This is a genomic window from Hydrocarboniphaga sp. FW305-C-57, assembly GCF_058783045.1.
On record NZ_JBYSYG010000005.1, the window covers coordinates 72898 to 99249 of the forward strand.

The following is a 26352-nucleotide window of genomic DNA, read 5'->3' on the forward strand; positions in this document are numbered from 1 at the left end:
TGACTGATTTTTGTGAGCAGCAGGTCGTCGCTTACTGGACGACGACCGTGCCTTTCATTTGCGGATGCAGCTGGCAGGCATACTCGTAAACGCCCGGCGAGGTGAAGGTCTTGGTGTAAGTGGCGCCTTCCTTCAGGCGACCGCTCGATTCACCGGCAAAGTTCACGAAGTGGTTCGACCCATCCTCGTTCTTCCAGGTCACCGTGGCACCGACCGGCACCGTCAGCGAAGCCGGCGAATAGGCGTAATCCTTGAGGATCACCGTCGTGCCGCCGGCGACTGGCGCGGGCGCCGGGGCCGGAGCGGGCTCGGCAACCGGCGTGGTCGCCATCGGCTTGGCGAACTCGGCGGTAGCCTCGGTCGGAGCGACCGTCACGCCGCCACCGGTGGACTCGGTCACCTTGAGTTCGACTCGACGGTTCAGCTCGCGACCTTCATCGGAGTTGTTGTCCGCCACCGGCATGGACTCACCGTAGCCATGCGTGGTCATGCGATCGCCCGCGACGCCCTTGGAGACCAGATAGTCCTTGACCGACTTCGAGCGCTTGTCCGACAGGCTCAGGTTGTACGCATCCGAACCCTTGGAGTCGGTGTGGCCACCGATCTCGACCTTGATGTCGGGGCGCTTCTCGAGTGCGCCGGCGACGCCGTCGAGAATGATCTTGGCGTTCGGCGTGAGCCGCGCCTTGTCGAACTCGAAAGTCACGCCCTGCAGCACGATGGTGTCGCCGACCGCGCAGCCCTCGAGCGTCATCGGCTCGCCCGGTCCGGGCGCCTTGCAGATCGGGTTGTACTCGTCCATGTCGTTGGCGTCGGTGCATCCCTTGTCGGCCGGGAAGTCGATCGCGCCATCGCCATCGTTGTCGATGCCGTCACTGCAGACCGGCGGCGGCGGTGCGGGCACCACGGCGACCGGAGGCGGCGGAGGCGGCGGCGGTGCGACCGGCTTGGCGCCGAGCGGAATGCGGACGCCGAGGTTGAACAGCGGCTCGTGGAAATCAGAATTTCGCGTGTCGTTTTCTTCTGGTTTCTGAACGTGATAAAGGGCCTCCGCCCGAATGCTGAAGGTATCGAACAACGGAAAGTCCCAGCCCAGTCCCGCGTTGAACTGCACTTGATCACCGCCCATAACGTCTGCATGCAGATATGGCCCCAAGGTGGATCCAGCCAAGTACCAGTTCACGCCGCCACCCACACCCCACACATCGTCTTTTTTGTTTTCGCAGAGATTGCCCAACGCACCGCTGCAGAAGTCACGCTTACCGTAGTCGAGATATCCCCCTCGCAATTCAAGCGCAAAGGCCGGCGTCATCGGAAACCCAACCGCCAGCATCCCGCCGATGCCATCGTCGGAGTTCAGACGATCCTTATCCGCGATCGCATAAGAGCCCATGGGGGCGATGTAGATGCGATCGTCATCGACCGCATGCGCTGCGGTTCCATAAGTCGTGGCGACCACCAGCGGCAACAAGGCATAGCGAAACTTTTTCATGCGGCCCCTTCTATAGATCTATCGTTCTCGGTCTGCGGTCCAAGCACTCGCTCCACGGCGACCTCCGGACAAAAAAAATCCACCGGTCGACCTACCCTGAAGCAGTCGTTCGGTGGACGTCATCGTCTGAATCGGACCGTCGTTGGTCCGTGAGCAAGCTGCCTGACGGCAAACTCAGGTTATCGGATAGCAATATCTCTGCCAATCGTCGGCTCGAAGGAACTTTCCCGGAACGGCCCGCGCCGACCGTCCGGACCTCGCGCCGAAGGGACCCCTGTCACTGGCACGATGGTTGCTCAGCCAGAAACTGAGGGTCCGTTCTGGTCCTTCGAAGGAAGCAAGTCTGACGGCGCTGGCGCGGTTCCCGGCCTCGATCAGACGGACCAATGGCGGTCCCATACAACGAGCCGATGGCCTCACCGCCACCGCTCATGGACAGGTTCGCTGGCTCACGAAGCCAGCCCCGACTGCCACTCAGGACGATGAAAACCGTACGTCATACCACCACGATCCGTGCGTTTCGCCGCATCGGCGGGCTCATGGCGCTGACCACGCTGCTGCTGGCCGCCAAGGCCGGCGCCTCGGCCGAAGTCGCCAACGACTTGGTCATGGAGGCGCTCGATATCGAACGCCTGGCCGCGCGACTCGATCCCGCCTCCACCCAGGCCGCGCAGGCACTCACGCCGGTCTACATCGGCTCCCAGGTCGCCGAGCTGCAGGTGCTCGAAGTCACGTTCCAGATCGATGCGGTCAAGCCGGTCCGCTACGCGTACTCGCCGGCCGAATCCGCCGCGCTCAACGAGAACAGCCTGCACCCGCTCGCCCAGATCGAACTCGCGCCGGGCTCGCACCGGCTCTACGTCGACTATGCGGCGCGCGGCGGCGACGATCGCCCCGGCGTGCCGCGCCTGCGCTCCCGTCTGGTGCAGAACATCGTAGCGCCAGCCGCCGGGCGGCCGCTCGTCATCGTCGTCAAGCCGGGCAGCCTCGGCGGCGATCCCGCGCTCGAACTCGTCGACGCGGCGGGCGATGTCACGCTGCGCCAGATCGATTACCTGATCCATTCGGGACGCTATTTCACCGCGGCCTCGCAGATCATGCAGATGCGCGACGCGGCCGGCGGCAGCCTGCCGGCCGACTACGAACAGCGCCTGCAGGCCAGCATCGCCGGTCTGCGCCACAACATGCCGGCCGATGCGAGCGCCTCGCCGGTGCTCGCGAAGTACCGATCCGCCGCCGCCTCGCTCGATGCCGGCCGCAACGCCGACGCGATCCCGATGCTCGAGCAGATCGGCAGCGAAAAGGCCAACAGCGCCGAAGCCTGGGTGCTGCGCGACCAGGCCAACACCACGCTCGGCTACTACTTCCTCGGGATGAAGCAGCCCGATCTGGCCGCCACCACATTCAAGCGCGTGCGCAGCGCGAGCCCCTATGCCAACACCGCGCTGCTCGGCCTGGGCTGGGCGATGCTCGCGCCGAGCGGCAACGCGGCCGACGGCACCGCGCCGCTCACCGCGCAATCGGTCAAGACCACGCTCAGCGCACCCGAAAAGCTCAGCACCGCCCGCAAGGCGATGCCGTTCAACAATGCCTGGGGCGTCGCCACCGGCAAGCGCGCCGACGATCTGCGCCGCGCGCTGGTGCCGTGGACCGAACTCGTCGGCCGCGACCCGACCGACGCGGCCGTGCAGGAGGCGATGCTCGCCCTGCCCTACGCATTCGAGCATCTGGGCGCGCACGAGCAGGCGCGCGACTACGGCAAGCGCGCGGTCGAGCAACTCGAGAACACGCGCGGGCACCTGGAAAAAGCGCTCGAGCACATCGCCAGCGGCGAGATGGCGAGCAAGATCGTCGAGAGCGACAGCCCCGACGGCAGCGGCTGGTCGTGGTGGCTCAAGGATCTTCCGCCGCCACGCTGGTGGCTCAAGAACCGTCCGCATGCGCCGGCGAATTTCTATTTCGAGCGGCTCACCGAGGACGAGGAGTTCCGCGAACACCTGGAGGCCGCGCACCAGCTGCACGAACTCGGCCTGGCGATGTCGCGCCGCGAAGGCGTGGTGAGGAAATCGGGCGACGCCGCACTGCAACAGCGCATCGATGCGCTCGAAGATCGCCTGATCGCGGCCGAGCGCGATGAACGCGCAGTGCTCGAACGCGCGGCCACGCGCTACATCACGAGCATCAAGCAGCAGACCGAACGCTATCTCGTCGAAGCTCATTTCGCGATCGCGCGTCTCAACGATCGTCCGCTGCAGGTCAGCGCAAAATGAACCTCATTCTTCCCAAACCTCGCGGCGCCGGCTTTACCGTCACCGCGTTCGCGGCCGCGCTGCTCACGACCACCGCAACGTTGGCGGCCAACAACCCGTCCACCATCGGCGACGTCGCCAACGACAACGGCCGCGACTCCGACGGCTGGTTCGTCGTCAAGACGCCGAGCATCCTGCGGCTCGAGATGTCCGAGGCGATTCCGGCAGACGTCGGCGTCGCGCTCGAACATTACGATCGCATCCTCGATCTGCCGGCCGTCGACCCGATGGTGCGCGCCGAAGCGATGCGCCGCGCCGCCTACCTGCGCGTGCAGCGCTCCGATGCGGGCAACGGCAAGCCCGGCGACGTCAAGCGTGCGATCCAGATCTACGAGCAGCTGCTCGCGGAGACGCCGAACGATCCCGGCAACGATCGCGCGCTGTACCAGCTCGCGCGCGCCTACCAGCTCGACGGCAACAACGACGCCTCGATCCGCAGCCTGCAGCAGCTCGGCGAACGCTTCCCGCAATCGGCACTCGTCGGCGACGGCCTGTTCCGCGCGGCCGAGCAGCTGTTCATGCGCGGCCATTACGACCAGGCCGAATCGGCTTACGCCAAGGTGATCGCGCAGGGCAAGGACACGCGCTACTTCGACACCGCCGAATACAAGTACGGCTGGGCGCTCTATCAGCAGGCCAAGTACGAGCAATCGCTGCCGGTGTTCCTCGGCATTCTCGACCGCGACTTCGCGGCCGGCTCGCCGACCGAGCTAAAATCCGCGCTCGCGGGCGTGCCGAAGAATCGCGAGGCTTCGGTCAAGGAAACGCTGCATGCGGCGAGCCTGTCGGTGGTCGGACTCGGCGGCGCGGAAAATCTGAATCGCTACTTCGAGAAAGCCGGCGAGCCGCGCTACGCGCCCGTGCTGGTTCGCGACACCGGCGAATACCTGCTCAAGAAGCAGCGCTACACCGATGCGGCGGGCCTCTACGCCGCGTATCGCAAGCGTCATCCGCAGAGCGAGCTTTCGCCCGAGTTCCAGACGCTCGCGATCGAGGCCTACAAGGCCGGCGGGTTCAGCGACCAGGTGCTGCTCGCCAAGGAGGAGTACGCACGCGAGTTCGCACCGGACAGCCCGTACTGGGCCACGCGCAAGCCTTCCGCCGACATGCTCGCGACCACGCGCGGCCATTACGACGACATCGCGCGGCACTACCAGGCGCTCGCCCAGCGCACGCCCGAAGCCGAAGCGGCCACGCGACAGAAATCCTTCCTGACCGCGGCCGACTGGTATCAGCGCACGCTGAAGCTGTTTCCGGCCGACGAACGCACGCCGCAGATCAACGTGCTCTACGCCGATGCGCTGCTCGACGGCGGCAAGCCGCAGCAGGCAGCGGCCGAGTACACCAAGGCCGCCTACGAGTATCCGAACAATGCGCGCGCACCCGAAGCGGCGTTCGCGGCCGTGCAGGTGTATCAGCGCATGGCGCGCGACGCCGGCAGCGCCCAGCGCGACGCGGCGCTCAAGCAATCGGTCGAGGCTTCGCTGCAGCTCGCCGACAAGATGCCCGCGCACGCACAGCGCAACGCCGTGCTCACGCAGAGCGCCGAAGACCTGCTGACGATCGGAGACGATCAGAAAGCCATCGACATCGCCGCTCGCGTGCTCGCCGACGATGCCAGGCCGAGCAACGAGCAGCGCCGCCGCAGCCTGTCGGTGCTGGCCGATGCACGCTTTTCGCTCAAGCAGTTCGATCAGGCCGAAGTCGCCTACGGCTCGCTGCTCAATGCGATGCCCGCCAACGATGCGCAGCGCGGCGCCGTCACCGACCGGCTCGCCGCCTCGGTCTACAAGCAGGCCGAAGCGGCACGCACCGCGGGCGACCTGAAGCTCGCGGCCGCCACCTTCCTGCGCGTCGGCCAGGTGGCGCCGGCCTCCTCGATTCGCGTAAACGCCGACTACGACGCTGCCGTCGCCTTCGCCGAACTCAAGGACTGGCCGTCCGCCGAAAGCACGCTCGAAGCCTTCCGCAGCCGCTATCCGCAGCACGCGCTGATCGCCGATGTCGACAAGCGGCTCGCCTACGCCTACGAGCAGGATTCGAAGTGGAGCCCGGCCGCCGATGCCTACTCGCGCATCGCGCGCCGCGACAGCGAATCGCCGGCGCTGCGTCGCGACTCGGCCTGGCTCGCGGCGAGCCTCTACGACAAGAGCCGCCAGCCGGCGCTCACGAACCAGTCCTACGAGTTCTACCTGAGCAGCTTTCCGCAGCCGCTCGATCGGGCGATGCAGGCGCGTCGCCGCCTCGCCGATCTGGCGCGCGACGATCTGCACGATCGCGCGGGCTACCAGCGCTGGCTGCAGGAGATCGTCAACGCCGATGCGGCGGCCGGCGGCGCGCGCACGCAGCAGACGCAGAAAATGGCGGCGCAGGCGAGCCTCGAAATCGGCCGCGACCAGGCGCAGCAGGCGCGGCGCGTGGCGCTGAGCCTGCCGGTCGAAAAGAGCCTGCCCGAGCGCATGGCGGCCACCGAAACCGCCATCGCCACGCTCACGCGCGCGGCGCGCTTCGGCGACCCGGACATCACCACGGCCGCGACCTACGAACTCGGCAGCGTCTATCGCGAATTCGGCCAGGCCATCATCAAGTCGAGCCGTCCGTCGAATCTCAACGGCGACGCGCTCGAGCAGTACAACATCCTGCTCGAAGAGCAGGCCTTCCCGTTCGAGGAGAAGGCCATCAAGGCCTACGAGGCCAACCTGGCCCGGCTGCAGCAGGGTTTGTGGAACGACTGGATTCGCCAGAGCGCGAAAGCTCTGGTGGAGCTCGCACCCGCCAAGTACGGCAAGCAGGATCAGCGCGATACCGTTTATGACTCCCTTCTCTAACTCCCATGCCAACCGCGGCGCGGTCGCGCTGCTCGTCCTTGCGCTCGCCGCTTGCGGCACGGCCCCGCGACAACCGGCGCGCAACAGCGTCGGCGGCAAGAGCCCGACGCCGGTCGCGACGAGCAGCGCGTCGTCGTCGACCGCCGCGTCGTCGACCGACAGGGTCGAAGCCGATCGCCGCTTCAAGCAGGCCCTGCAGCTCATGCGCGAGCACAAGCAGGCCGAGGCCCAGACCGCGCTCGTCTCGCTGTCGAAGGACTTCCCCGCCTTCTCGGGCCCGCTGACCGCGCTCGGCATCCTCTACGCGCAAGGCAAGCAGCGTTCGCAGGCGCTCGACAGCTTCGCCAGGGCCAGCACGGCGAACCCGGACAACGCGGTCGCACTGAACTGGCTCGGCTCGCTCTATCGTGAAAACGGCGATTTCAGGCGCGCCGAAGAGGCCTACCAGAAAGCGATCAAGGCCAAGCCCGACTACGCGCCGGCCCAGCTCAACCTCGGCATCCTCTACGACGTGTCGCTGCGCCAGCCGCAGAACGCGCTCGCCGCGTATCGCGAATACCAGCGCATCGCCGGACCGAAGAACCAGAACCTGATGGTCAGCGTCTGGATCAAGGAGCTCGAAGACAGCGCGACGACGCGCACCGCGTCCGCTTCGACGGAGTCGGCGCGATGAGGCCCGCGATGCTCCTCGCCGCGGTCATCGGCCTGGGTTCCATGGCAGTCGTCCAGGCGGCGGACGACGCCATCGGCACGCGCATCATCGGCGACGAGGAAGCCGCGCTCGGCCTCACGATCACGCCCTGGCAGGAAGAAAGCCCGGTCGAAATGGACCGCCCGCCGCTGCTGCTCGAGCCGGGCGCCGAGAAGATCGACGCCGCCGAGCTCAAGAGCCGCGTGCGCACACAACAGACCATCTCCGCGTTCCGCCGGTCGGGCGTCGATCCACGCTGAGGCGCCAGCGGATCGGAGCGCGCATCGCGAATGCTCTTGCACATTCTTCAACCACAACCGAGGTCTCGCTAAACATGGAGTTGTTCAACCACGTCATCCGTTTTTTCCAGGCTGGCGGCGCATTCATGTATCCCATCGCGCTGGTGCTGGCGCTGGCGCTGGCCGTGGGCGTGGAGCGGGTGATCTTTCTGGGTCGCACCGAACGTGAGAATCGCAGCCTGTGGGCGAAGATCGCCCCGCTGCTCAAGGCCGGCGACCTCAACGAAGCCGAGCGCCTGGCCAGCACCTCCGACACCGCCGTCGGCAAGCTGCTGACCACCGGCTTCGCCCAGGCCCGCGTCGACAACCGGCGCTCGGAGGTCGAGATCGCCACCGAGGAAGGCCTCATGGAAGTGCTGCCCGCCATCGAGCGCCGCACGCACTATCTCGGCACCTTCTCGAACATGTCGACCCTGCTCGGCCTGCTCGGCACCGTGCTCGGCCTCATCGGCGCCTTCGCCGCGCTCGGCAACGCCGACCCGGCCGAGAAGGCCGATCTGCTCTCCGCCGGCATTTCCGAGGCCATGAACTGCACGGCCTTCGGCCTGATGGTCGCCATTCCGTCGCTGCTCGCCCACGCCTGGCTCAGCAGCCGCACCACCGAGCTCATCGACACGCTCGAGTCGGTCTGCTCGCGCTTCGTCTCCGCCGTCTGCAAGCGCCGCTGAGTTGGTCATGACGACTCCGGTCATTCTCGACAACGAAGAAGACCAGGCGCCCCGCAAGGCCCGGCGCACGCGCCGGCTCGAGCGGCATTTGAAGCGCGGCGGCAACGAGGAGCTCAACATCGTCTCGATGATCGACGTCTTCGCGGTGCTGGTGTTCTTCCTGCTCGTGAGTTCGTCGATCGCCGCGGCGCGCCTGAACGTGCTGTCGCTGAACCTGCCGTCGAACGATGCGGCCACGCCGCCCGAGAAGCTGCCGCTGCAGCTGACGGTGAGCCTGATTCCGGGCGCGATGGTGGTGTCGGACCGCAACGGTGCGATCCGTCGGCTCGACAACACGCCGGCCGGCTACAACATCCAGGCGCTCTCCGAAGTGCTCGTCGAAACCAAGAAGGCGGCACCGTCGGAGAACAGCCTGACGCTGCTGGTGGCGCCCGATGTGCCCTACGACGATGTCGTGAAGGTCATGGACGCGGCGCGCCTGACGCCGGCCGAGGCGCGCAACCTGGGCCTGCCGCGCGAGCTGTATCCGCTGATCTCGCTCGGCGATGCGCAGGGGACGACGCCGGTTTCGCCAGGGGCTGCACCATGAGTTCGCGTCGGAGAGATCGCCGCACCGAGCGCGCCGTTCGCCGCAAGGGCCAGACGGTGGTCATCAACATCGTCTCGCTGATCGACATCTTCGCGATGCTGGTCTTCTACCTGCTCGTCAACGCGCTGGTGGTGGAAGTGATTCCGAGCCCGCGCTCGCTCACGCTGCCCGAGTCGGTGATCAAGGATCAGCCGCGGCTGTCGGTCACCATCGTCGTCACGCCCGACAGCATCCTGGTCGACAACCAGCCGGTGATGTCGACCGCTCAGGCGCTGGCCGCCGACGTCAAGCTGCTCGCCCCGCTCAAGTCCGCCCTGCTGCTCGCCCCGCTCATGCAGGTCGAAGGCGATGCCCAGAACCGCCTCACCCGCGGAGAAGTCAACATCGTCGCCGACAAGTCCATCCCCTATCGCCTGCTCAAGAAAGTGATGGCCACCTGCACCGACACGCGCTTCGCTCGCATCTCGCTCGCTGTCGTCGAGAAGAAAGGCAGCAGCTTGTGAAGCCCGATCTCGCTTTGCCTCCCTCTCCCTGCGGGAGAGGGACCGAGGGTGAGGGAGCTGCCGACTTGAGCCAGCTTCGCCATCGCGGCTTGTCCCTCACGTCTGGATGACGCCAGCCAGCACAACCGTACCCATCCTATGACCGCCGCCACCTTCCATAACCAACCCCTCGGACTCGACTCCTGGGGCATCGCCCAGGAAAGCGATCGCAAATTCAGGCGCATCGTCGGCCGCGTGCTGGTGCCGGTGGCGGTCTGCGCGATCGTGATTCCGTGGCTGCACTTCGAGATCGCGGAGCAGGAAGTCATCACGCCGGTCGCCGAACTCATCGTGCTGCCCGAACCCGAACTGCCGAAGGTGCAGCCGCAGCCCGAAGAAAAACCCGAGCCCAAAGCCGAGCCGGCCAAGCAGGCGCGCGCCGAAACCAAGCCGCTTCCGACCACGCCGGCCGAAAAGCCCAAGCCAGCGGAACAGGCCTCGCAAGCCGCAGCCGCGCCGAATGCGGCCCGCGAACTCGCAAGCCGCTCCGGCATCATGCAGTTCAACGATCGCCTGTCGGCCATGCGCACCGATGATGCGCTGGAGGCCGCGAATCAGGCGCTGCTGACGAGCGATGCACCGAATCCGCGCTCGGCCGCCAGCACCTCGGCGCTGGGCGCTTCGATCGCCGGAGCGGCCGCTTCCCGCAGCGGCGGCGGGACGAACACCAACGGCATCGCCGGAAACGACGCCGGCACCCGTTTGGGCTCGCGTCGCACAGAAGCCGTGCAAAGCGGCATCGGATATGGTCGCGGCAACGGTGGGGGCAGCGCGGCCGGCGCGGGTTCGGGCGCTGGCCCGGCGGCTACGCGCACCCCGCAAGAAATCCAGCTCGTTTTCGATCGCAACAAGACCGCCTTCTTCGCGCTGTTCAATCGTGCGGCGCGCAGCAATCCAAACATGGGCGCCGGCACCATCGTGATGCGCCTGACGATCCAGGCGGATGGCTCGGTGTCCGATTGCGCACTGGTATCGAGCAGCTTCGGCGATCCGGAGCTCGAAGAGAAAATTCTCCAGCGCGTGCGCCTGATGAATTTCGGCGCGAAGAACGTTGGCGTCTTCGTCTACCCGAATTACCCCCTGGCGTATCTGCCGCCGTAAGCCAGGCGCGTCCGAGTCCAGCGAGACCTCATCGATGCAAGCGCGTTTCCGGCTTCTTCGCGATCTTCTGATCGCCAGTCTGGTGCTCGTCGCCATCGCGAGCGCTTGCGTCTATGCGTTCAGCAAGCTGGTTCCGATGCTGGTGACCCGCCCCGAGGCCGATTGCTGCGTTCAGAAACCGAGCAGCTGAACGCAAACTGAGTCAGCGGTCATGTATTGGCATGCTGATTGCTGTATGACAGGCACGCAACGATAACGCGTGTTGTTTTCGAGCAAAGACGCTCGATCTACCGGATACCGAAGTCCACGTTTTGGCCTCCCTCCTTGTCACGGGGCCAGCACGTGGACTTTTTTGCTTTTGGGATCCGAAAGATGTTCCGAGGCGACGAACGCAAGGCATCGCGTGGGGAGCCGAAGGAAAACGAGCAGAACGTCCTGTCGCTGTGCGGTACGAACGAGAAGTGCTCCGGAGGCGGAGGCTTTTCATCCAACAAGCAGTAACGCAACCAATAGAGGGAGTTGAGGCATGAAAGGGTCGAAGGCAAATGGATCTCGTTGGATCAAGTCGGCGGCGTTCGCGGCGTTGAGCTTGTTTTCCACGGGCTCCTGGGCGGGTCTTTACAACGACGGCAAGGTGTTCCTGACCGGCGGCGTGTTCACGGTCGATGGCGCGGGCGGTGGTGGTGCGGTTCCGTGGGCGACGATCACCGGTTATGAAAGCCGTGACGGAATCAATGGTGGCGCAGGCTTCACGTATGTGCGTCTGCCGAACTATGACATCAACTGGATTGGTGGTTCGATCGGCTTCTACGATCGTTTCGAACTCTCGTACGTTAATACCAAGCTGACGACCGACCTGTCGAACGTCAACACGGTTGCAATGGTGGCGGATGTCTTGGGTCTGGCCGGCAACCTGGGCCTAAGCCCGAACGGCAGCAAGCTGCAAATGGACACTTATGGCGCCAAGTTGCGCTTGTTCGGCGACGCGGTCTACACCTCAGACAGCTTCATTCCGCAAACCGCCATCGGCTTTCTCTACAAAAAGAACACTACACCTGAGTTCGTCCGCACTCTGAACGCCGACAAGTCCAAGGACTGGGAAGCCTACTTGGCGTTCACCAAGGTGTTCTTTCGCTATAGCACGCTGGCCAACCTAACCGTTCGCTACACCGCAGCAAACCAAATCGGCCTGACCGGCTTCGGCGGGTGCGATCAGGGCCACTCGAACTGCGATAGCGACAAAGAGTTCCGCGTCGAGTTCTCGACGGCTTATCTTCTGCAGAAAAATTTTGCGATCGGTGGCGAGTACCAGCAGCACGGCAACAAGCAGAAGGGCAAGATCGTCGACACGGGCGGCCTGCTGGCAACGGACCCGGATGGCAATCTAGTCAGTGACGTGGTTGCGAACCTGGTCGGTGGATTGGCAGGAGCAACTGGCCTGAAGAACACGCTCGCTCAGAATGAGTCGGACTGGTACGACTTCTTCTTCGCCTATGCACCGAACAAGAACTATTCGTTGACGTTTGCCTACCTGTTCCTCGGTGACATCGCGGTCGCATCCCAGCAAAACGGCCTTTACTTCTCCCTGCACGCCACGTTCTAACAAGTCTAAAAGTGCATCCAGCAGCTTCATTGCACCTTTAATCTGATGGAGATTGTCATGAAAGTTTTCACCAAGAAGTTGTTCGCTGGCGCTGCGCTGTCGATCGCCGCGCTGTCGTCCGCACCGTCGTTTGCGGGCGAGAATCCGACCAGCCCGATCATGGGCATTCCGGCTTCGTCGCTCGAGGAATTCGGTGGCCGCGAGGGCGTGCGCGCCTGGGTCGAGAGCCTGTTCTACTACATCATGCTCGACAACCGCATCGCGCCGATCTTCCGCGAATTCGGCAACCCCGAACGCCAGATCTTCCTCAACACGCAGCTCGAAACGATGGTGCTCGGTGGCCCGAACGAGTATCAGGGCGCCAGCATGAGCGCGGCTCACGCCGATCTCGGCATCACCATGACGCAGTTCAACGCGGTGGTGGAAGCGGCTTACAACGCCTGCGAACGCAACGTGATCAAGTACCACACCTGCAACCAGCTCATCAACGCGCTGGCGCCGTTCACGGCTGACATCGTCACCCGCTAAAGCCGCTCTCTTTACGATAGCCGTCTTGTCGAAGAAAGCGTCAGTCAGCCGTTAGCGTTCACGAATCGGGGGCCGGGGCAGCCTGGCCTCCGATTCGTCCTGTTCGTGTCTATGTCGTTCTGCTTGATCCCGCTCTTAAATGTGTTCCGTGCTTCACCGCTTCACCATTCGATGTCGCAATTCTTGCTGTAGCTCAGCACCACGATACCTCTCAGAGGAAATACAGAAATGAAATCGACCTTCAGGAACCTCTTCTCCATCGGCTCGCGCAAGTCCGCCACCGGACATTCCGCGGTGCGTCGTTCGATGGTCGTCGCCGGCCTCTCGTTTCCGGTCGTCAGCTTCGTGTCCATGAGTGCTCGTGCCGCCGAAGGCATCGAGAAGTTCTGGAAATACAACACCAAGCCCGAGGAATATCTCTCGGGTGTCTTCGGCGGGCAGGTCCCGCCTCCGCAAGTCGCCGATACCGCCGGCAAGAGCGGCGACATGCTCAAGCCGCTGCCGCAGCGCCTGCGCTACTGGCGCGCCAACGGCCGCACGGTCTGGATCTTCGATGAGATCGGCAAGGCCGGCTATCTCGACACCACCTGCGGCTTCGTCGTGAAGGGTGGCGCCATCGAATCGGCCAGCGTGCTGATCTATCGCGAATCGCGCGGGGACCAGATCGGCACCGCGGGCTTTCTTCAGCAGTTCGTGGGCGCCAAGCCCGCAGGCGCCGGCATCGACAAGAACGTCGACAACATTTCGGGTGCGACCTATTCGGTCAACCTGATGAAGCGCATGGCCCGTGTCGCGCTGGCGCTGGACGCGTCGGTTCCGGCCTGAGACTGAGTGCTGGTAAGACCTCATCGAACCGGTCCTACTGACATGTCCACCATGACTTCGCCCAAGCCCCCTACCCCGCAACCGTCCAAGCCCAGAGGCGTGGTCGGACGCCTGCGGCATTTCAGCGAGCGGGCTCTTTCTTCGCGCCGGCAGCACACGCAAGTCAGAGCCAAGCCCAACCTGAGCATGACGCTGCGCACCTGGCACAAGCGCATCGGATTGTTCGCCTTCGTGTTCATGGGCTGGCTCGGTTTCAGCGGCTTTCTGATCAACCAGAGCGCGGATTGGGGCTACGACACCAAGCCGATCACCGCGAGCTGGGTGATGTCGCTGTACGGCCTGCACCCCGAGCCTCCGACCAAGGGCTACAACGTCGGCGGACACTGGCTCGCGGAAGCGCAGGACGCGACGATGCTCGACGGCAAGCCGCTGACGACGCGCATCAGCCACCAGCTCGGCCTGGCGGTCGCCGGCACGGCCGACAAGCCGCTGCTGTTCGTCGCCGAGCCCGAACGCGTCGTCGTGCTGTCACCGAGCGGCGATCTGGTCGACGAGATGAGCGGCTACACGCTGCCGGCTCCACAGGTGCGCCGCATCGGCACCATCCCGGGCAATCCGTCCAAGGTCGTGATCCAGGACCTCGACGCCTACGTGACCAGCGATGGCCTCGGCTGGGAAAAGCTGCCCGTGAACTCGCCGGTCGAGTGGGCCGCGCCGGTCGATCTGCCCGAAGCCCAGCGCAACGCGGCGATGCCGTTCTCGCTGCCGTCGGTCACGCTCGAACACGTGCTCGTCGATGCGCACAGCGGCCGTATCTTTGGTATCGGTGGAGCCTGGCTGATCAACTTCGTCGGCCTGGCCTCGATGGCGCTGAGCATCACCGGCGTCTGGATCATCTGGCGCACCAACCAGCAGCGTAAAGCCGCTCGACGCTGATCACCCCCAACGACGGCCACCCGCAGGTAGCCCATGGTCGTCAAATTGTTCGGTCCTCCTCCTCTCGTCAGAAGAAACTTTCTGGCGATGGGCACGGAGATCACGGTCACACTGGCCCCGCAGCGGCGGGGCCAGTTCCGCAGCGTCAAGCGCGCGATGACCGAGCTCAAGATCCTGCTGCGCAACTTCGGCCACGACGGCTGGGCCTGGGGCTACGGAGCGCTCGCCGAATTCAATCGCGAGCTCGCGGCCGGCATGGTCCCCGCCATTCCGCCCTCGCTGCGCCCGCTGTTCGATCGCGCCTGGCAACTGCGCGAAGCCAGCGGCGGACTGTTCGAACCGCGCATCGCCTCGCTCGTGCACCTGTGGGGCTTCGACAGCGTCGAACGCATTCGCAGCGAACCACCGCCGGCCGACGAGGCCGCGGCCTTGCTGCAGGCGCTCGCTCGAGCGCCCGCGTATCAGCCGGGCGCCGAGCGCTACGGTCCGGCTCCGGGCGTCGGCTGGGATTTCGGCGGCATCGGCAAGGGCTACATCGTCGATCAGGCGCTCGATCTGCTTGCCTTCGAGGGCTTCGTCGATGCGACCATCGACGCGGGCGGCAACGTCGCCGTGCGCGGCCAGCGCCGCGAACGATCCTGGCGCATCGGCATTCGCCGCCCGCTGATGCCCGGCGACGATCCCGATGCACCAGAATTGATCGCCGTTCTCGATGCGCGCGACGAATCGATCAACACCCATGGAGACGATCAGCGCTACTTCATCCACGAGGGAAAGCGCTATGCGCACATCATCGATCCGCGCAACGGCCAGTGCACGAGCGAGCTGCGCTCGCTGACCGTCGTGCACCGTGATGGAACACTCGCGGAAGCCGGTGGGGCGGCCCTGTTCGTCGCCGGCCCGCAAGCCTGGCCCGAACTCGCAGCGAAGCTCGGCATCGATCAGGTGCTCGCGGTCGACGCGCATGGGGCGATCACGGTCACGCCGGCGCTGGCCGCGCGCCTGCAGCCCGAGCCCGGCGTGAGCTGGTCGATTCTCTAGCGGCGCGGGACGATTCGCTCGCGCAGCCGGCATTGGCCGGTGGCGTGAATATTGCTGAACCAAGGCTGCGCAGGTTTCGCAGAAACCGGTGGCGGCCAATGAAGGCAGCTGCCTTGGGCAACGAGGCACTAGCGCAGGTGGCACGGGCTTCACCGGATCGAGCCGGCAAGCGTGCACACACGAACATAGATCGTATTTGGACAAAGGCGTCCATCCCCGGCGGTTCATCCGCCGACGGGTGGACGCCTTTTTGTTTTTCTTGTTTCGCAGGAGATGACCGTGATCCACGTTTTCGAGCCTGCTTCGCAGGCATCTGGCAAGGGACTTCCCGATGGCGCTCCCACGCGCCTGGCGCAAAGACACGGTCGCGCCCTGCATCACGGTTCTTCACCGGCGGGTTGACTCCCCTTTCCTGCGCCCGCCGGTCTTTCTGTTCGCAACCCCGGTCCACTCCCAGCAGTAGCGACCGCCTCATCGATCCGACTTCCATGACGATTTCCAGCACCTCTTCCAAAGCGACATCGATCAAGCTGTTCAGCTTTTCCACGCCGCAGATGCGCGCCTTCCACATGAGCTGGGTGGCGTTCTTCGTCTGCTTCTTCGCGTGGTTCGCCTGCGCGCCGCTGATGCCGGTCATCAAGGGCGAGTTCGGTCTGAGCAAGGACCAGATCGCCAACATCAACATCGCCGCGGTCGCGGTGACGATCCTGATTCGCCTGATCGTCGGGCCGCTCTGCGATCGCTACGGCCCGCGCCGCACCTATGTCGGCCTGCTGATCCTCGGCGCGATTCCGGTGTTCGGCGTCGCCGCCGCGCAGAGCTACGGCAGCTTCCTGTTCTTCCGCCTGCTGATCGGCGCGATCGGCGCGAGCTTCGTGATCACGCAGTACCACACCTCGGTGATGTTCGCGCCGAACGTGGTCGGCACCGCCAACGCGGCGAGCGCCGGCTGGGGCAACTCGGGCGGTGGCGCGACGCAGGCGCTGATGCCGCTGATCCTCGCCGCGATCGTGCTGCTCGGCGTCGAGCAGGCGCTGGGCTGGCGCCTCGCGCTGCTGGTGCCGGGCGTGCTCATGCTGATCACGGCCTGGGCGTACTGGAAGTTCACGCAGGACAGCCCGGCCGGCGATTTCGCCACGCTGCGCGCGAGCGGCCTGATTCCCGACACCGGCAAGAAAGTGGCGCGCGACAGCTTCGTGCGCGCCTGCAAGAACTATCGCGTGTGGATGCTGTTCCTGACCTACGGCGCCTGCTTCGGCGTCGAGATTTTCATCCACAACATCGTCGCGAGCTACTACGTCGACAGCTTCGGCCTGACGCTGAAAACCGCGGGCCTGGCGGCCGGCAGCTTCGGCCTGCTGGCCCTGTTCGCTCGCGCGCTCGGCGGCATCGTCTCGGATCGCATTGCCCGCGCCAAGGGCCTCGACGGCCGCAGCCTCTGGCTGTTCGTGCTGATCGTCGGCGAAGGCCTGGGCCTTTTGTGGTTCTCGCATGCGCAGTCGGTGGCGCTCGCGGTGATCGCGATGCTGAGCTTCGGCCTGTGCACGCACATGGCCTGCGGCGCCACCTACGCGCTGACGCCCTTCATCGATCGTAAGGCGCTCGGCGGCGTGGCCGGCATCATCGGCGCGGGCGGCAACGTCGGCGCGGTGGCGGCGGGCTTCCTCATGAAAGCGAGCGCCAACACGCAGGACTGCCTGTTCATCCTCGGCATCGTCGTCACGCTGACCTCGCTCTGCGCGATCGCCGTGCGCTTCTCCCAGGAACACAAGACGCAGGAAGAAGAGCTGTACCAACAGGCCGTGCGCGAACGCAGCCTCGCCGTCGGTTGAGACGACGCGCGGCCAGGACATAACCCAGGTTCGAAAAAACCAAGGTCATTCAAAGAAACTCAGGAAATTCACCAGCCATGAAACTCGTCGTCATCGGCAACGGCATGGTCGGGCACAAGCTGCTCGAACTGCTGACCGCACAGCCCGGCCCCCACGACATCACCGTGATCTGCGAAGAGCCGCGTCCGGCTTACGATCGCGTGCACCTGTCGTCCTACTTCAGCGGCTCGACGGCCGATGATCTGTCGCTCGTGGCGCCGGGCTTCTTCGACCAGGAAGGCCTGCTGCTCAAGCTCAACGCCAAGGCCACGAGCATCGACCGCGAAGCCAAGGTCGTCATCACCTCGGGCGGCGAGCGCATCACCTACGACAAGCTCGTGCTCGCGACGGGTTCGTACGCGTTCGTGCCGCCGGTTCCGGGCCGCGATCGTCCGGGTTGTCTGGTCTATCGCACCATCGAAGACCTCGAGGCGATGACCGATTGGGGCTCGCGCTCGAAGATCGGCGTGGTCGTCGGCGGCGGCCTGCTCGGCCTCGAATGCGCCAAGGCGCTCAAGGACATGGGCCTGAAGACGCATGTCGTCGAGTTCGCCCCGCGCCTGATGGCCGTGCAGGTCGACGAAGGCGGCGGCCGCGTGCTGCGCAAGAAGATCGAAGAACTCGGCGTGGACGTGCACACGCAGCGCAACACGCTCGAGATCGTCGATGGCGCCGGCATGGGCATCGGCGGTCGCCACGCGATGAAGTTCGCCGACGGCAGCCAGCTCGAAACCGACATGATCGTGTTCTCGGCCGGCATCCGCCCGCGCGACGAACTCGCGCGCAAGAGCGGCCTCGCCACCGGCGAACGCGGTGGCATCGTGGTCGACAAGCATTGCCTGACGAGCGACCCGGACATCTACGCGATCGGCGAATGCGCGCTCTGGAACGGCCGCATCTTCGGCCTCGTCGCGCCCGGCTACGAAATGGCGCGCGTCGTCGCCCAGCATCTCAGCGGAACGGCCGCCGAGTTCAACGGCGCCGACATGAGCACCAAGCTCAAGCTCATGGGCGTCGACGTCGCGAGCATCGGCGATGCGCACAGCGCCATCCCGGGCGCACGCAACTACGTGTTCACCGACGAGCGCAAGCAGATCTACAAGAAGCTCGTGACCTCCGAGGACGGCAAGGCCGTGATCGGCGCGGTGCTGGTCGGCGATGCCACCGAATACGGCACGCTGCTGCAGATGATGCTCAACAACATGGCGCTGCCCGAGCACCCGGAATTCCTGATCCTGCCGAGCTCGGACGGCAAGGCGCCGGCCGGCATCGGCGTCGACGCGCTGCCCGACACCGCGCAGATCTGCTCGTGCAACAACGTCAGCAAGGGCGAGCTCTGCGCGGCCGTCGCCGACGGCCAGCACAGCATCGGCGCGCTCAAGAGCTGCACGAAAGCCGGTACGTCCTGCGGCGGCTGCGTGCCGCTGATGACGCAACTGCTCAAGGCCGAGCTCAAGAAGCAGGGCGTGGCCGTCAACAACCATCTCTGCGAGCACTTTGCGTATTCGCGCCAGGAGCTCTACCACCTGATCCGCGTGCAGAAGATCCAGAGCTTCGACGAGATGCTCGACAAGCACGGCAGCGGCCTGGGCTGCGACATCTGCAAGCCGACCATCGGCTCGATCCTCGCGTCATGCTGGAATGAGTTCGTGCTCAAGCAGCAGCACGCGATGGTGCAGGACTCCAACGACTACTACCTCGGCAACATCCAGAAGGACGGCACCTATTCGATCGTGCCGCGCGTCGCCGCCGGCGAGATCACGCCCGAGGGACTGATCGTGATCGGCCAGGTGGCGAAGAAGTACGGGCTCTACACCAAGATCACGGGTGGCCAGCGCATCGACATGTTCGGCGCGCAGGTGCACGAGCTGCCGCTGATCTGGAAGGAGCTCACCGATGCCGGCTTCGAATCGGGGCACGCCTACGGCAAGTCGCTGCGCACCGTGAAGAGCTGCGTGGGCAGCACCTGGTGCCGCTACGGCATGCTCGATTCGGTGAGCATGGCGCTGCTGATCGAGCATCGCTACAAGGGCCTGCGCTCTCCGCACAAGCTCAAGTCCGCGGTCTCGGGCTGCACGCGCGAATGCGCCGAGGCGCAGAGCAAGGACTTCGGCGTCATCGCCACCGAGAAGGGCTGGAACCTCTACGTCTGCGGCAACGGCGGCATGAAGCCGCGCCACGCCGAACTGCTCGCGGGCGACCTCGACGACAAGACGCTGATCCAGTACATCGACCGCTTCCTGATGTTCTACATCCGCACCGCGGATCGCCTGCAGCGCACGAGCACCTGGCGCGACAACATGGAAGGCGGGCTCGATTACCTCAAGAGCGTGATCATCGACGACAAGCTCGGCATCTGCGCCGAGCTCGAGGCCGAGATGCAGCACGTCGCCAACACTTATCAGGATGAGTGGAAGACCGCGATCGAAACACCGGAGACGCTCAAGCGCTTCCGCACCTTCGTCAACAGCAAGGCCACCGACAGCAATGTGAAGTTCGTGAAGGAGCGCGGCCAGATCCGTCCGGCGCGTCTCGAGGAGAAAGGCGAGCCGCGGACGTTCAAGGGCATCGCCCTGGCCGTCGAGTCCGCCGTGGAATCCGAGTGACCGAAACGGCCGTATGACCTCTCCAGCCTCAGAACGAAAACACATCATGGACGGCAGCGCTCCCGACTCCACTCTCTCTGCAACCACCTGGCACGCGATCTGCGCCCCCGGCGACATCGTGCCGAACCTCGGCGTCGCGGCCCTCGTCGACGACCGGCAGATCGCGGTATTCCGCGTGCGCCAGCGCGACGGCTCCGACCAGTTCTACGCGATCGACAACTTCGATCCGCAATCCGACGCCAACGTGCTGTCGCGCGGCCTTACCGGTTCGCTCGGCGGTCGCATCGTCGTCGCCTCGCCGATCTACAAGCACCATTACGACCTGGTCACCGGCGAATGCCTCGAAGAGCCGGCGACGCCGGTCCGCGCGTATGCGGTTCGCGTCGAAGATGGGCAAGTCTGGGTAGCCGTTTAGCGCCGTGAACGATATCCGACCCAAGCTGCACCTGGTCGTGATCGGCAACGGCATGGCGGGCATGCGGACGGTGGAGGAGCTGCTGAAGTTCGACCCGGAGCAGTACAGCATCACGGTCTTCGGGGCCGAGCCTCACGGCAACTACAACCGCATCCTGCTGTCGCCCGTGCTCGCCGGTGAGAAGACCATCGGCGACATCATGCTCAACGATCGCGCCTGGTACACCGACCGCGGCATCCAGCTCCATGCGGGCGATCCGGTCGTGAAGATCGATCGCCTGCGCCGCATCGTCACCTCGAAAAAGGGCATCGACGTTCCGTACGATCGCCTGCTGATCGCAACGGGCTCCAAGCCCTTCGTGATTCCGGTGCCCGGTCATCAGCTGCCCGGCGTGGTGGCGTTTCGCGACATTCACGACGTCGAGGCGATGCTCGAAACCTCGCGCAGCTACAGGCGCGCCGTGGTCATCGGCGGCGGCCTGCTCGGCCTCGAATGCGCAAACGGACTGGCGCGCAACGGCATGGACGTGACCGTCGTGCACGTCATGGACAGCCTCATGGAACGCCAGCTCGACAAGCCGGCTGCGAGCCTGCTGCGCGCGGCGCTCGAGGCGCGTGGCCTGAAGTTTCTGATGGAAGCCGGCACCACCGAGATCCTCGGCAGCCAGCGCGTCACCGGCATCCGCTTCAAGGACGGCCGCGAAGTCGAAACCGATCTCGTGGTGATGGCGGCCGGCATCCGTCCGAACATCGATCTGGCCAAGGCTTCGGGCTTGCACTGCGAACGCGCGATCGTCGTCGACGACACGCTGCAGACGCTGTCTGATCCGCGCATCTACGCGGTCGGCGAATGCGTGGAGCATCGCAAGGCCGTCTACGGTCTCGTCGCCCCGCTGTGGGAGCAGGCGCGCGTCTGCGCCGCGCATCTGGCCGGGCTCGGCCACAAGCGCTATCCGGGCTCGACGGTGTCGACCAAGCTCAAGGTCACCGGCATCGACCTGTTCTCGGCCGGCGATTTCATCGGCAACGCCGAGACCGAAGACCTCGTGCTGCGCGATCCGCGGCGCGGCGTCTACAAGCGCATCGTCGTCAAGGGCAACACCATCGTCGGCGCCGTGCTGTACGGCGACGTCAAGGACGGCCCCTGGTATCTCGACCTCATGAAGAACGCGGTCGACATCGCCCCGATGCGCCGCAAGCTGCTGTTCGGGCAACGCTACTGCGAGGCGGCCGCGGCGCCGCTGGCGGCGTGACCATGGCGGAAGGCGATTTGCCCATGCCGGCTTCCGCGCCGATCAAGACCACGTGCCCGTATTGCGGCACCGGCTGCGGCGTCGAGGCGACGCCGTCCGGCAAGCTCGTGCGCGTCGCGGGCGACCCGCAGCATCCGACCAACGCCGGGCGTCTGTGCGTGAAGGGCTCTGCGCTCGGCGACACGGTGGTTCCGCAGGGCCGCCTGCTGCATCCGCAGCTGCGCGACAAGCAGTCGCCCGGCCAGCCCTTGCAGCGCCTGAGCTGGGACGCGGCGCTCGACCACGCGGCCGGTGAGCTGCGGCGCATCATCGACACGCACGGCCCCGAATCGGTGGCCTGGTACGTCTCGGGCCAGTTGCTGACCGAGGACTACTACGTCGCCAACAAGCTCGTGAAAGGCTTCGTCGGCACCGCCAACATCGATACCAACTCGCGGCTCTGCATGTCCTCGGCGGTCGCCGGGCACAAGCGCGCCTTCGGCGAAGACATCGTGCCGGTGGCCTACGACGACCTCGATCGCTGCGATCTGGTCGTGCTCGTCGGCTCGAATACGGCCTGGTGCCATCCGATCCTGTTCCAGCGCATGCTGCGCGCGCGCGAGGCGCGGCCGCAGATGAAGATCGTGGTGCTCGATCCGCGCAAGACCGCGAGCACCGAAATGGCCGACCTGCACCTGGGCCTGCGCGCCGGCAGCGACGTGCGCCTGTTCAACGGCCTGCTCGCGCATCTGCACCGTCTCGGACTCACCGACACGGCCTTCGTCGAGCGCAGCACGCTGGGCCTCGACGAAACCCTCGCCGCGGCCGACTGCGACGCCTCGCTCGCCGACATCGCCGCCGATTGCGGCCTCGAGGTCGAGGCGCTCGAGCGCTTCTACGCGCTGTTCGCTTCCACCGAGCGCGTCATCACCTGTTTCTCGATGGGCGTGAACCAGTCCTCGGCCGGCACCGACAAGGTCAACAGCATCATCAACTGCCACCTGCTCACGGGCCGCATCGGCAAGCCCGGCGCCGGGCCGTTTTCGCTGACCGGCCAGCCCAATGCGATGGGCGGACGCGAGGTCGGCGGCCTGGCCAACATGCTCGCCTCGCACATGGACCTCGAGCGCGAAGAGCACCGCGAGCTGGTGCAGCGCTTCTGGCAAAGCCCGGCGATCGCGAGCCGCGCGGGGCTGAAGGCCGTCGAGCTGTTCAAGGCGATCGAGAGCGGCGAGATCAAGGCCGTCTGGATCATGGCGACCAATCCGGTCGTGAGCCTGCCCGACGCCGACCAGGTCAAGCGCGCGCTCGACAAATGCGAGCTCGTGATCGTCTCCGACGTGATGGCCGAAACCGACACCACCGCCTACGCGCACCTGCTGCTGCCCGCGCAGGGCTGGGGCGAGAAGGACGGCACCGTCACCAATTCCGAGCGCTGCATCTCGCGCCAGCGCGCCTTCGTGCCGCCGCTCGGCGAGGCACGGCCGGACTGGTGGATGCTCAGCGAAGTCGCGCGGCGCTGGGGCCATGCGGCGCAGTTCCCGTACCGGGCCGTGCACGAGATCTTCGACGAGCACGCGCGCCTGTCGGCCTTCGAGAACGAGGGTGCGCGCTACTTCGACATCGGCGGCCTCGCCGGACTCGACGCGCATGCCTACGACGCGCTCGCTCCGCTGCGCTGGCCGGTACCGCGCACGGCGGCCGATGCGCGGCATCTGCAGGCATTCGCCGACGGCCGCTTCTATCACGCCGACGGCCTCGCCCGCTTCGTCCCCACGCCCGCGCGCGCGCCGGCCAACGCCGTCGATGCCGACTACCCGCTGGTGCTCAACACCGGCCGCGTGCGCGACCACTGGCACACGATGACGCGCACCGGCCTGTCGGCGACGCTGTCGTCGCACATTCCGGAGCCCTTCGTCGAACTGAATCCGGCCGACGCCGAAGCCGCCGGCATCGCGCACGGCTCGCTGGCCCGCGTGTCGACGCGCTGGGGCAGCCTGGTCGGCCGTGCCGTGGTCGCCGACGAGCACGCGCGCGGCAGCCTGTTCGTGCCGATCCACTGGAACGCGCAGTTCGCCTCCGACGCGCGCGTCGGCGCGCTCGTGAACCCGGTCGTCGATCCGGTTTCGGGCGAGCCCGAGTTCAAGCACACGCCGGCCAGGGTCGAGGCTTTCGTGCCGGCCTGGCACGGCTTCATCCTGAGCCGCAAGCCGCTCGCGATCCGGCATCTGGCCTGGTGGACGCGCGTGACCGGGGCGAGCTTCACGCGCTATGAGCTCGCGGGCGATGCGGCGGGCCTGCCCTGGCCGGAGTTCGGCCGCATGCTGCTCGGCGCCTCGGGCGAGGCGGACTGGCTCGAATACATCGACGGAGCCTCGGGCCTCTACCGCGCCGCCCACGTGATCGACGGCCGCATCGAGGCCGTGCTGTTCGTCTCGCCGCAGCCCGACCTGCCCGCGCGCAACTGGCTCGCCAGCCTGTTCGCGGCCGAGCGGCTCGACGACGAAGCGCGCATCGGCCTGCTCGCGGGCGAGCCGCTTGCCGCCGGCCCCGACGAGGGCGCGACGATCTGCTCCTGCTTCGGCGTCGGCCAGAAGCGCATCGTCGCGGCGATCGAATCGGGACAGGCGGACAGCGTGGTCAGGCTCGGCGAGCTGCTCAAGTGCGGCACCAATTGCGGCTCCTGCGTGCCCGAGCTCAAGAAGATCCTGTCGAAGACCCAGGTCGGGGCGAAGGCTGCCGGCACCGCAAGCTGAATGGCCTGGAAAGCCGAATCGGCCTTTTCGAGCCGGTTTGGCCCCGTCCGATTTCATTAGAATGGGGCCATGAGTCCAGCCAACCTGCCCAACTTCAGCGGAGGCGTCCTCGCCGGTGGCGAGGGGCGTCGCTTCGGCGGGCTCGACAAGGGCTGGCTCGAACACGACGGCCGGGCGTTCATCGAGATCACGCTCGATCACCTGCGGCCACTGGCCAGCGAACTGCGCATCTCGGCGAACCGCCATCTCGATCGCTATGCGGCGCTTGGCGTGCCGGTGCTGAGCGATCGCCTCGGCGCCGGTCCGCTCGCCGGCCTGCTACGCCTGCTCGAAACCGCGACCACCGACTGGCTGCTGAGCCTGCCCTGCGATGCGCTGGCCCTCCCCGATGCGCTGCCCGAACGCCTGTTCGCGCAACAGCAGGCCACGCAGGCCGACATCGTCGTGCTCGAAGGCGACGACGGCGTGCACCCGACCGTCAGCCTCACGCGCTGCGCGCTGGCGCCCGATCTCGAACGCTTCCTGCTCGGCAGCGGGCGCCATTCGGTGAAGGACTGGCAGGCGCGCCATCGCACGGCCTACTTGCGCAGCGATGGCGTGCTCGCCAACGTCAACGATCCGCTCGCGCTGAATCGCTATGCGCAAAACCTGGCCTGCGGGAATCCGGCTCATGGCTGACGGTTTCCGCGAGCCTCAACAACTGGTCGACCAGCACGGCCGGCGCAAGCGCAAGCTGCGGCTCTCGCTGACCGACCGCTGCAACCTGCGCTGCGCCTACTGCATGCCCGAGCATCCGCAATGGCTGCCGCGCAAGGAGCTGCTGACGATCGAGGAGCTCGCACAGATGTCGCGCCTGTTCGTGCAGACGCTCGGCATCACCAACATCCGCCTGACCGGCGGCGAACCGACGCTGCGCCGCGGCGTCGACACGCTCGTCGGTGAGCTTCAGGCCCTGCGCGACAGCGGCCTCAAGCGCATCTCGATGACGAGCAACGCCACGCGCCTGGTCGAACTCGCGCAGCCGCTGCGCGACGCCGGACTCGACGATCTGAACATCAGCATCGACGCGCGCGATCCGGCACTGTTCGAAAAGCTCACGCGCGGTCCGCTGCAACCTGTGCTCGACGGCATCGCCGCGACGCGAGCGGCCGGCATTCCGTTCAAGCTCAATGCGGTGGTCATTCGCGGCTACAACGACGGCGAGATCGAAGCGCTCGCCGGCTGGGCTTTCGAGCAGGCGCTCGAGTTGCGCTTCATCGAATTCATGCCGCTCGACAACGCCCAGCAATGGAGCCGCGACCGCGTCGTCACCGAGGACGAGATCCTCGCGCGCATCGGCGCTCGTTTCGGGCGTGTCGAGAAGCTCGCGCGCGGCAGTGATCCGGCGACCGAATACGTGGTCGGCGGGCAGCATCGGCTCGGCATCATCACCACGGTTTCCAATCCGTTCTGCGGCAGCTGCGATCGCGTGCGGCTGACGGCGACCGGAGAATTGTTTCCGTGCCTGTTCTCGAGCCAGGGCACGAGCCTGCGCGAGTTGCTGCGCGAAGGCGCTGGCGATGCGGCGATCGCGGAGCGCATCCGGACGACGGTGTGGAAGAAGGAGTCCGGGTTCGCGGCACCGCGCGGGTATGTGGAGCGGCCGATCACGATGCATCGGCTGGGTGGGTAGGTGATTGCCGTCGCGGCTGCGGTTTCGCGATGAGCCTGCTGGGCTCTCACAGCTTCTTGACCTCGCCGGTCGGATCTTACTTTCTTTGCGTGCGCATCGAGCGAAAACTGCGATTGCTGTCGATTGTCCCCTCTCCCGCTTGCGGGAGAGGGTGGTCCGAAGGACCGGGAGAGGGGCGGCCCGGAAAAGGCGCGCATTTTTCAGACGAACCCTCTCTCCCCGCCTTCGGCGGGACTCTCTCCCGCAAGCGGGAGAGAGGACAAGCGGCGGGTGATTTCGCCGGCGACAACGCTGCGAATCCAACCTGGGTCCCTCACCCGGCGCTATCGCGCCACCCTCTCCCGCAAGC

23 protein-coding genes are annotated in these 26352 nt (G+C 65.9%); 21 read left to right on the top strand and 2 right to left on the bottom strand.

Translation table 11 applies throughout. The features are described 5' to 3' along the window. Nucleotides 1-31 precede the first annotated feature (31 nt). Nucleotides 32-1492: an OmpA family protein gene (locus AC3WUM_RS11810; protein WP_492410515.1), complete on the bottom strand. Its 1461-nt coding sequence runs from the start codon at nt 1490-1492 to the stop codon at nt 32-34. 482 nt (nt 1493-1974) lie between these two features. Between AC3WUM_RS11810 and AC3WUM_RS11815 the strand changes: the two genes are divergently transcribed. The 11 genes from AC3WUM_RS11815 to AC3WUM_RS11865 all read left to right on the top strand — a co-directional run bounded on the left by AC3WUM_RS11815 (nt 1975) and on the right by AC3WUM_RS11865 (nt 12650). Then, complete coding sequence (locus tag AC3WUM_RS11815) at nt 1975-3762, top strand: tetratricopeptide repeat protein (protein WP_492410516.1); 1788 nt, start codon at nt 1975-1977, stop codon at nt 3760-3762. Then, entirely contained in the window at nt 3759-6629 is a 2871-nt protein-coding gene (locus AC3WUM_RS11820; RefSeq protein WP_492410517.1) for a tetratricopeptide repeat protein, read from the top strand. Before AC3WUM_RS11815 ends, AC3WUM_RS11820 begins: the two co-directional genes overlap by 4 nt. Continuing rightward, nucleotides 6613-7302, top strand: a complete 690-nt coding sequence (locus AC3WUM_RS11825; RefSeq protein WP_492410518.1) for a tetratricopeptide repeat protein — start codon at nt 6613-6615, stop codon at nt 7300-7302. Before AC3WUM_RS11820 ends, AC3WUM_RS11825 begins: the two co-directional genes overlap by 17 nt. Before the next feature lie 8 nt (nt 7303-7310). Further along, nucleotides 7311-7580: a hypothetical protein gene (locus tag AC3WUM_RS11830; RefSeq protein ID WP_492410519.1), complete on the top strand. Its 270-nt coding sequence runs from the start codon at nt 7311-7313 to the stop codon at nt 7578-7580. 74 nt (nt 7581-7654) lie between these two features. Beyond that, nucleotides 7655-8287, top strand: a complete 633-nt coding sequence (locus AC3WUM_RS11835) for a MotA/TolQ/ExbB proton channel family protein (RefSeq protein ID WP_492410520.1) — start codon at nt 7655-7657, stop codon at nt 8285-8287. A 7-nt stretch (nt 8288-8294) separates the two neighbouring features. After that, nucleotides 8295-8876 (top strand): ExbD/TolR family protein, encoded by a 582-nt coding sequence (locus AC3WUM_RS11840; RefSeq protein ID WP_492410521.1) that lies wholly within the window; start codon nt 8295-8297, stop codon nt 8874-8876. Continuing rightward, complete coding sequence (locus AC3WUM_RS11845; RefSeq protein WP_492410522.1) at nt 8873-9379, top strand: ExbD/TolR family protein; 507 nt, start codon at nt 8873-8875, stop codon at nt 9377-9379. The genes AC3WUM_RS11840 and AC3WUM_RS11845 overlap by 4 nt, the downstream gene beginning before the upstream one ends. Before the next feature lie 138 nt (nt 9380-9517). Beyond that, on the top strand, nt 9518-10519 hold the full coding sequence (locus tag AC3WUM_RS11850) for an AgmX/PglI C-terminal domain-containing protein (protein ID WP_007183309.1): 1002 nt from the start codon (nt 9518-9520) through the stop codon (nt 10517-10519). 34 nt (nt 10520-10553) lie between these two features. After that, nucleotides 10554-10709 (top strand): hypothetical protein, encoded by a 156-nt coding sequence (locus AC3WUM_RS11855; protein WP_492410523.1) that lies wholly within the window; start codon nt 10554-10556, stop codon nt 10707-10709. 336 nt (nt 10710-11045) lie between these two features. Further along, nucleotides 11046-12122, top strand: coding sequence for a DUF3034 family protein (locus tag AC3WUM_RS11860; RefSeq protein WP_492410524.1), 1077 nt, complete (start codon nt 11046-11048; stop codon nt 12120-12122). A gap of 57 nt (nt 12123-12179) precedes the next feature. Beyond that, entirely contained in the window at nt 12180-12650 is a 471-nt protein-coding gene (locus AC3WUM_RS11865) for a group I truncated hemoglobin (protein WP_492410525.1), read from the top strand. Between the two features lie 161 nt (nt 12651-12811). On the opposite strand, the gene AC3WUM_RS11870 is transcribed toward AC3WUM_RS11865, so the two are convergent. Continuing rightward, on the bottom strand, nt 12812-13003 hold the full coding sequence (locus AC3WUM_RS11870; protein ID WP_341919348.1) for a hypothetical protein: 192 nt from the start codon (nt 13001-13003) through the stop codon (nt 12812-12814). On the opposite strand from AC3WUM_RS11870, the gene AC3WUM_RS11875 reads away from it, so the two are divergent. The 10 genes from AC3WUM_RS11875 to moaA all read left to right on the top strand — a co-directional run bounded on the left by AC3WUM_RS11875 (nt 13002) and on the right by moaA (nt 26003). Next, nucleotides 13002-13475, top strand: a complete 474-nt coding sequence (locus tag AC3WUM_RS11875; protein WP_341919346.1) for an FMN-binding protein — start codon at nt 13002-13004, stop codon at nt 13473-13475. The two genes, AC3WUM_RS11870 and AC3WUM_RS11875, sit on opposite strands and share 2 nt — an antisense overlap. Before the next feature lie 42 nt (nt 13476-13517). Further along, nucleotides 13518-14411, top strand: coding sequence for a PepSY domain-containing protein (locus tag AC3WUM_RS11880; protein ID WP_341919344.1), 894 nt, complete (start codon nt 13518-13520; stop codon nt 14409-14411). Nucleotides 14412-14498: 87 nt separating this feature from the next. Further along, nucleotides 14499-15452: an FAD:protein FMN transferase gene (locus AC3WUM_RS11885; protein WP_341919342.1), complete on the top strand. Its 954-nt coding sequence runs from the start codon at nt 14499-14501 to the stop codon at nt 15450-15452. Between the two features lie 488 nt (nt 15453-15940). Then, complete coding sequence (locus tag AC3WUM_RS11890) at nt 15941-17284, top strand: MFS transporter (protein ID WP_492410526.1); 1344 nt, start codon at nt 15941-15943, stop codon at nt 17282-17284. Between the two features lie 77 nt (nt 17285-17361). Further along, the gene (gene nirB / locus AC3WUM_RS11895) at nt 17362-19929 is read left to right on the top strand and encodes a nitrite reductase large subunit NirB (RefSeq protein WP_374679591.1); all 2568 of its coding nucleotides are present in this window, start codon (nt 17362-17364) and stop codon (nt 19927-19929) included. Nucleotides 19930-19975: 46 nt separating this feature from the next. Further along, entirely contained in the window at nt 19976-20344 is a 369-nt protein-coding gene (nirD, locus tag AC3WUM_RS11900) for a nitrite reductase small subunit NirD (protein ID WP_007183329.1), read from the top strand. 4 nt (nt 20345-20348) lie between these two features. Next, nucleotides 20349-21596: an NAD(P)/FAD-dependent oxidoreductase gene (locus tag AC3WUM_RS11905; RefSeq protein ID WP_492410527.1), complete on the top strand. Its 1248-nt coding sequence runs from the start codon at nt 20349-20351 to the stop codon at nt 21594-21596. 2 nt (nt 21597-21598) lie between these two features. Continuing rightward, nucleotides 21599-24331: a molybdopterin-dependent oxidoreductase gene (locus AC3WUM_RS11910; RefSeq protein ID WP_492410528.1), complete on the top strand. Its 2733-nt coding sequence runs from the start codon at nt 21599-21601 to the stop codon at nt 24329-24331. A 69-nt stretch (nt 24332-24400) separates the two neighbouring features. Beyond that, nucleotides 24401-25009, top strand: a complete 609-nt coding sequence (gene mobA / locus AC3WUM_RS11915) for a molybdenum cofactor guanylyltransferase (RefSeq protein ID WP_492410529.1) — start codon at nt 24401-24403, stop codon at nt 25007-25009. Further along, nucleotides 25002-26003, top strand: a complete 1002-nt coding sequence (gene moaA / locus AC3WUM_RS11920) for a GTP 3',8-cyclase MoaA (RefSeq protein WP_492410530.1) — start codon at nt 25002-25004, stop codon at nt 26001-26003. The genes mobA and moaA overlap by 8 nt, the downstream gene beginning before the upstream one ends. Nucleotides 26004-26352 lie beyond the last annotated feature (349 nt).

Coding starts and splice junctions, on each gene's coding strand:
- AC3WUM_RS11860 (WP_492410524.1), top strand. CDS start 11,046: ATGAAAGGGTCGAAGGCAAATGGATCTCGTTGGATCAAGTCGGCGGCG.
- AC3WUM_RS11880 (WP_341919344.1), top strand. CDS start 13,518: ATGTCCACCATGACTTCGCCCAAGCCCCCTACCCCGCAACCGTCCAAG.
- AC3WUM_RS11850 (WP_007183309.1), top strand. CDS start 9,518: ATGACCGCCGCCACCTTCCATAACCAACCCCTCGGACTCGACTCCTGG.
- AC3WUM_RS11865 (WP_492410525.1), top strand. CDS start 12,180: ATGAAAGTTTTCACCAAGAAGTTGTTCGCTGGCGCTGCGCTGTCGATC.
- AC3WUM_RS11890 (WP_492410526.1), top strand. CDS start 15,941: ATGACGATTTCCAGCACCTCTTCCAAAGCGACATCGATCAAGCTGTTC.
- AC3WUM_RS11855 (WP_492410523.1), top strand. CDS start 10,554: ATGCAAGCGCGTTTCCGGCTTCTTCGCGATCTTCTGATCGCCAGTCTG.
- moaA (WP_492410530.1), top strand. CDS start 25,002: ATGGCTGACGGTTTCCGCGAGCCTCAACAACTGGTCGACCAGCACGGC.
- AC3WUM_RS11840 (WP_492410521.1), top strand. CDS start 8,295: ATGACGACTCCGGTCATTCTCGACAACGAAGAAGACCAGGCGCCCCGC.
- AC3WUM_RS11820 (WP_492410517.1), top strand. CDS start 3,759: ATGAACCTCATTCTTCCCAAACCTCGCGGCGCCGGCTTTACCGTCACC.
- AC3WUM_RS11825 (WP_492410518.1), top strand. CDS start 6,613: ATGACTCCCTTCTCTAACTCCCATGCCAACCGCGGCGCGGTCGCGCTG.
- nirB (WP_374679591.1), top strand. CDS start 17,362: ATGAAACTCGTCGTCATCGGCAACGGCATGGTCGGGCACAAGCTGCTC.
- AC3WUM_RS11835 (WP_492410520.1), top strand. CDS start 7,655: ATGGAGTTGTTCAACCACGTCATCCGTTTTTTCCAGGCTGGCGGCGCA.
- nirD (WP_007183329.1), top strand. CDS start 19,976: ATGGACGGCAGCGCTCCCGACTCCACTCTCTCTGCAACCACCTGGCAC.
- AC3WUM_RS11815 (WP_492410516.1), top strand. CDS start 1,975: ATGAAAACCGTACGTCATACCACCACGATCCGTGCGTTTCGCCGCATC.
- AC3WUM_RS11910 (WP_492410528.1), top strand. CDS start 21,599: ATGGCGGAAGGCGATTTGCCCATGCCGGCTTCCGCGCCGATCAAGACC.
- AC3WUM_RS11875 (WP_341919346.1), top strand. CDS start 13,002: ATGAGTGCTCGTGCCGCCGAAGGCATCGAGAAGTTCTGGAAATACAAC.
- AC3WUM_RS11885 (WP_341919342.1), top strand. CDS start 14,499: ATGGGCACGGAGATCACGGTCACACTGGCCCCGCAGCGGCGGGGCCAG.
- AC3WUM_RS11845 (WP_492410522.1), top strand. CDS start 8,873: ATGAGTTCGCGTCGGAGAGATCGCCGCACCGAGCGCGCCGTTCGCCGC.
- AC3WUM_RS11810 (WP_492410515.1), bottom strand. CDS start 1,492: ATGAAAAAGTTTCGCTATGCCTTGTTGCCGCTGGTGGTCGCCACGACT.
- mobA (WP_492410529.1), top strand. CDS start 24,401: ATGAGTCCAGCCAACCTGCCCAACTTCAGCGGAGGCGTCCTCGCCGGT.
- AC3WUM_RS11830 (WP_492410519.1), top strand. CDS start 7,311: ATGCTCCTCGCCGCGGTCATCGGCCTGGGTTCCATGGCAGTCGTCCAG.
- AC3WUM_RS11870 (WP_341919348.1), bottom strand. CDS start 13,003: ATGGACACGAAGCTGACGACCGGAAACGAGAGGCCGGCGACGACCATC.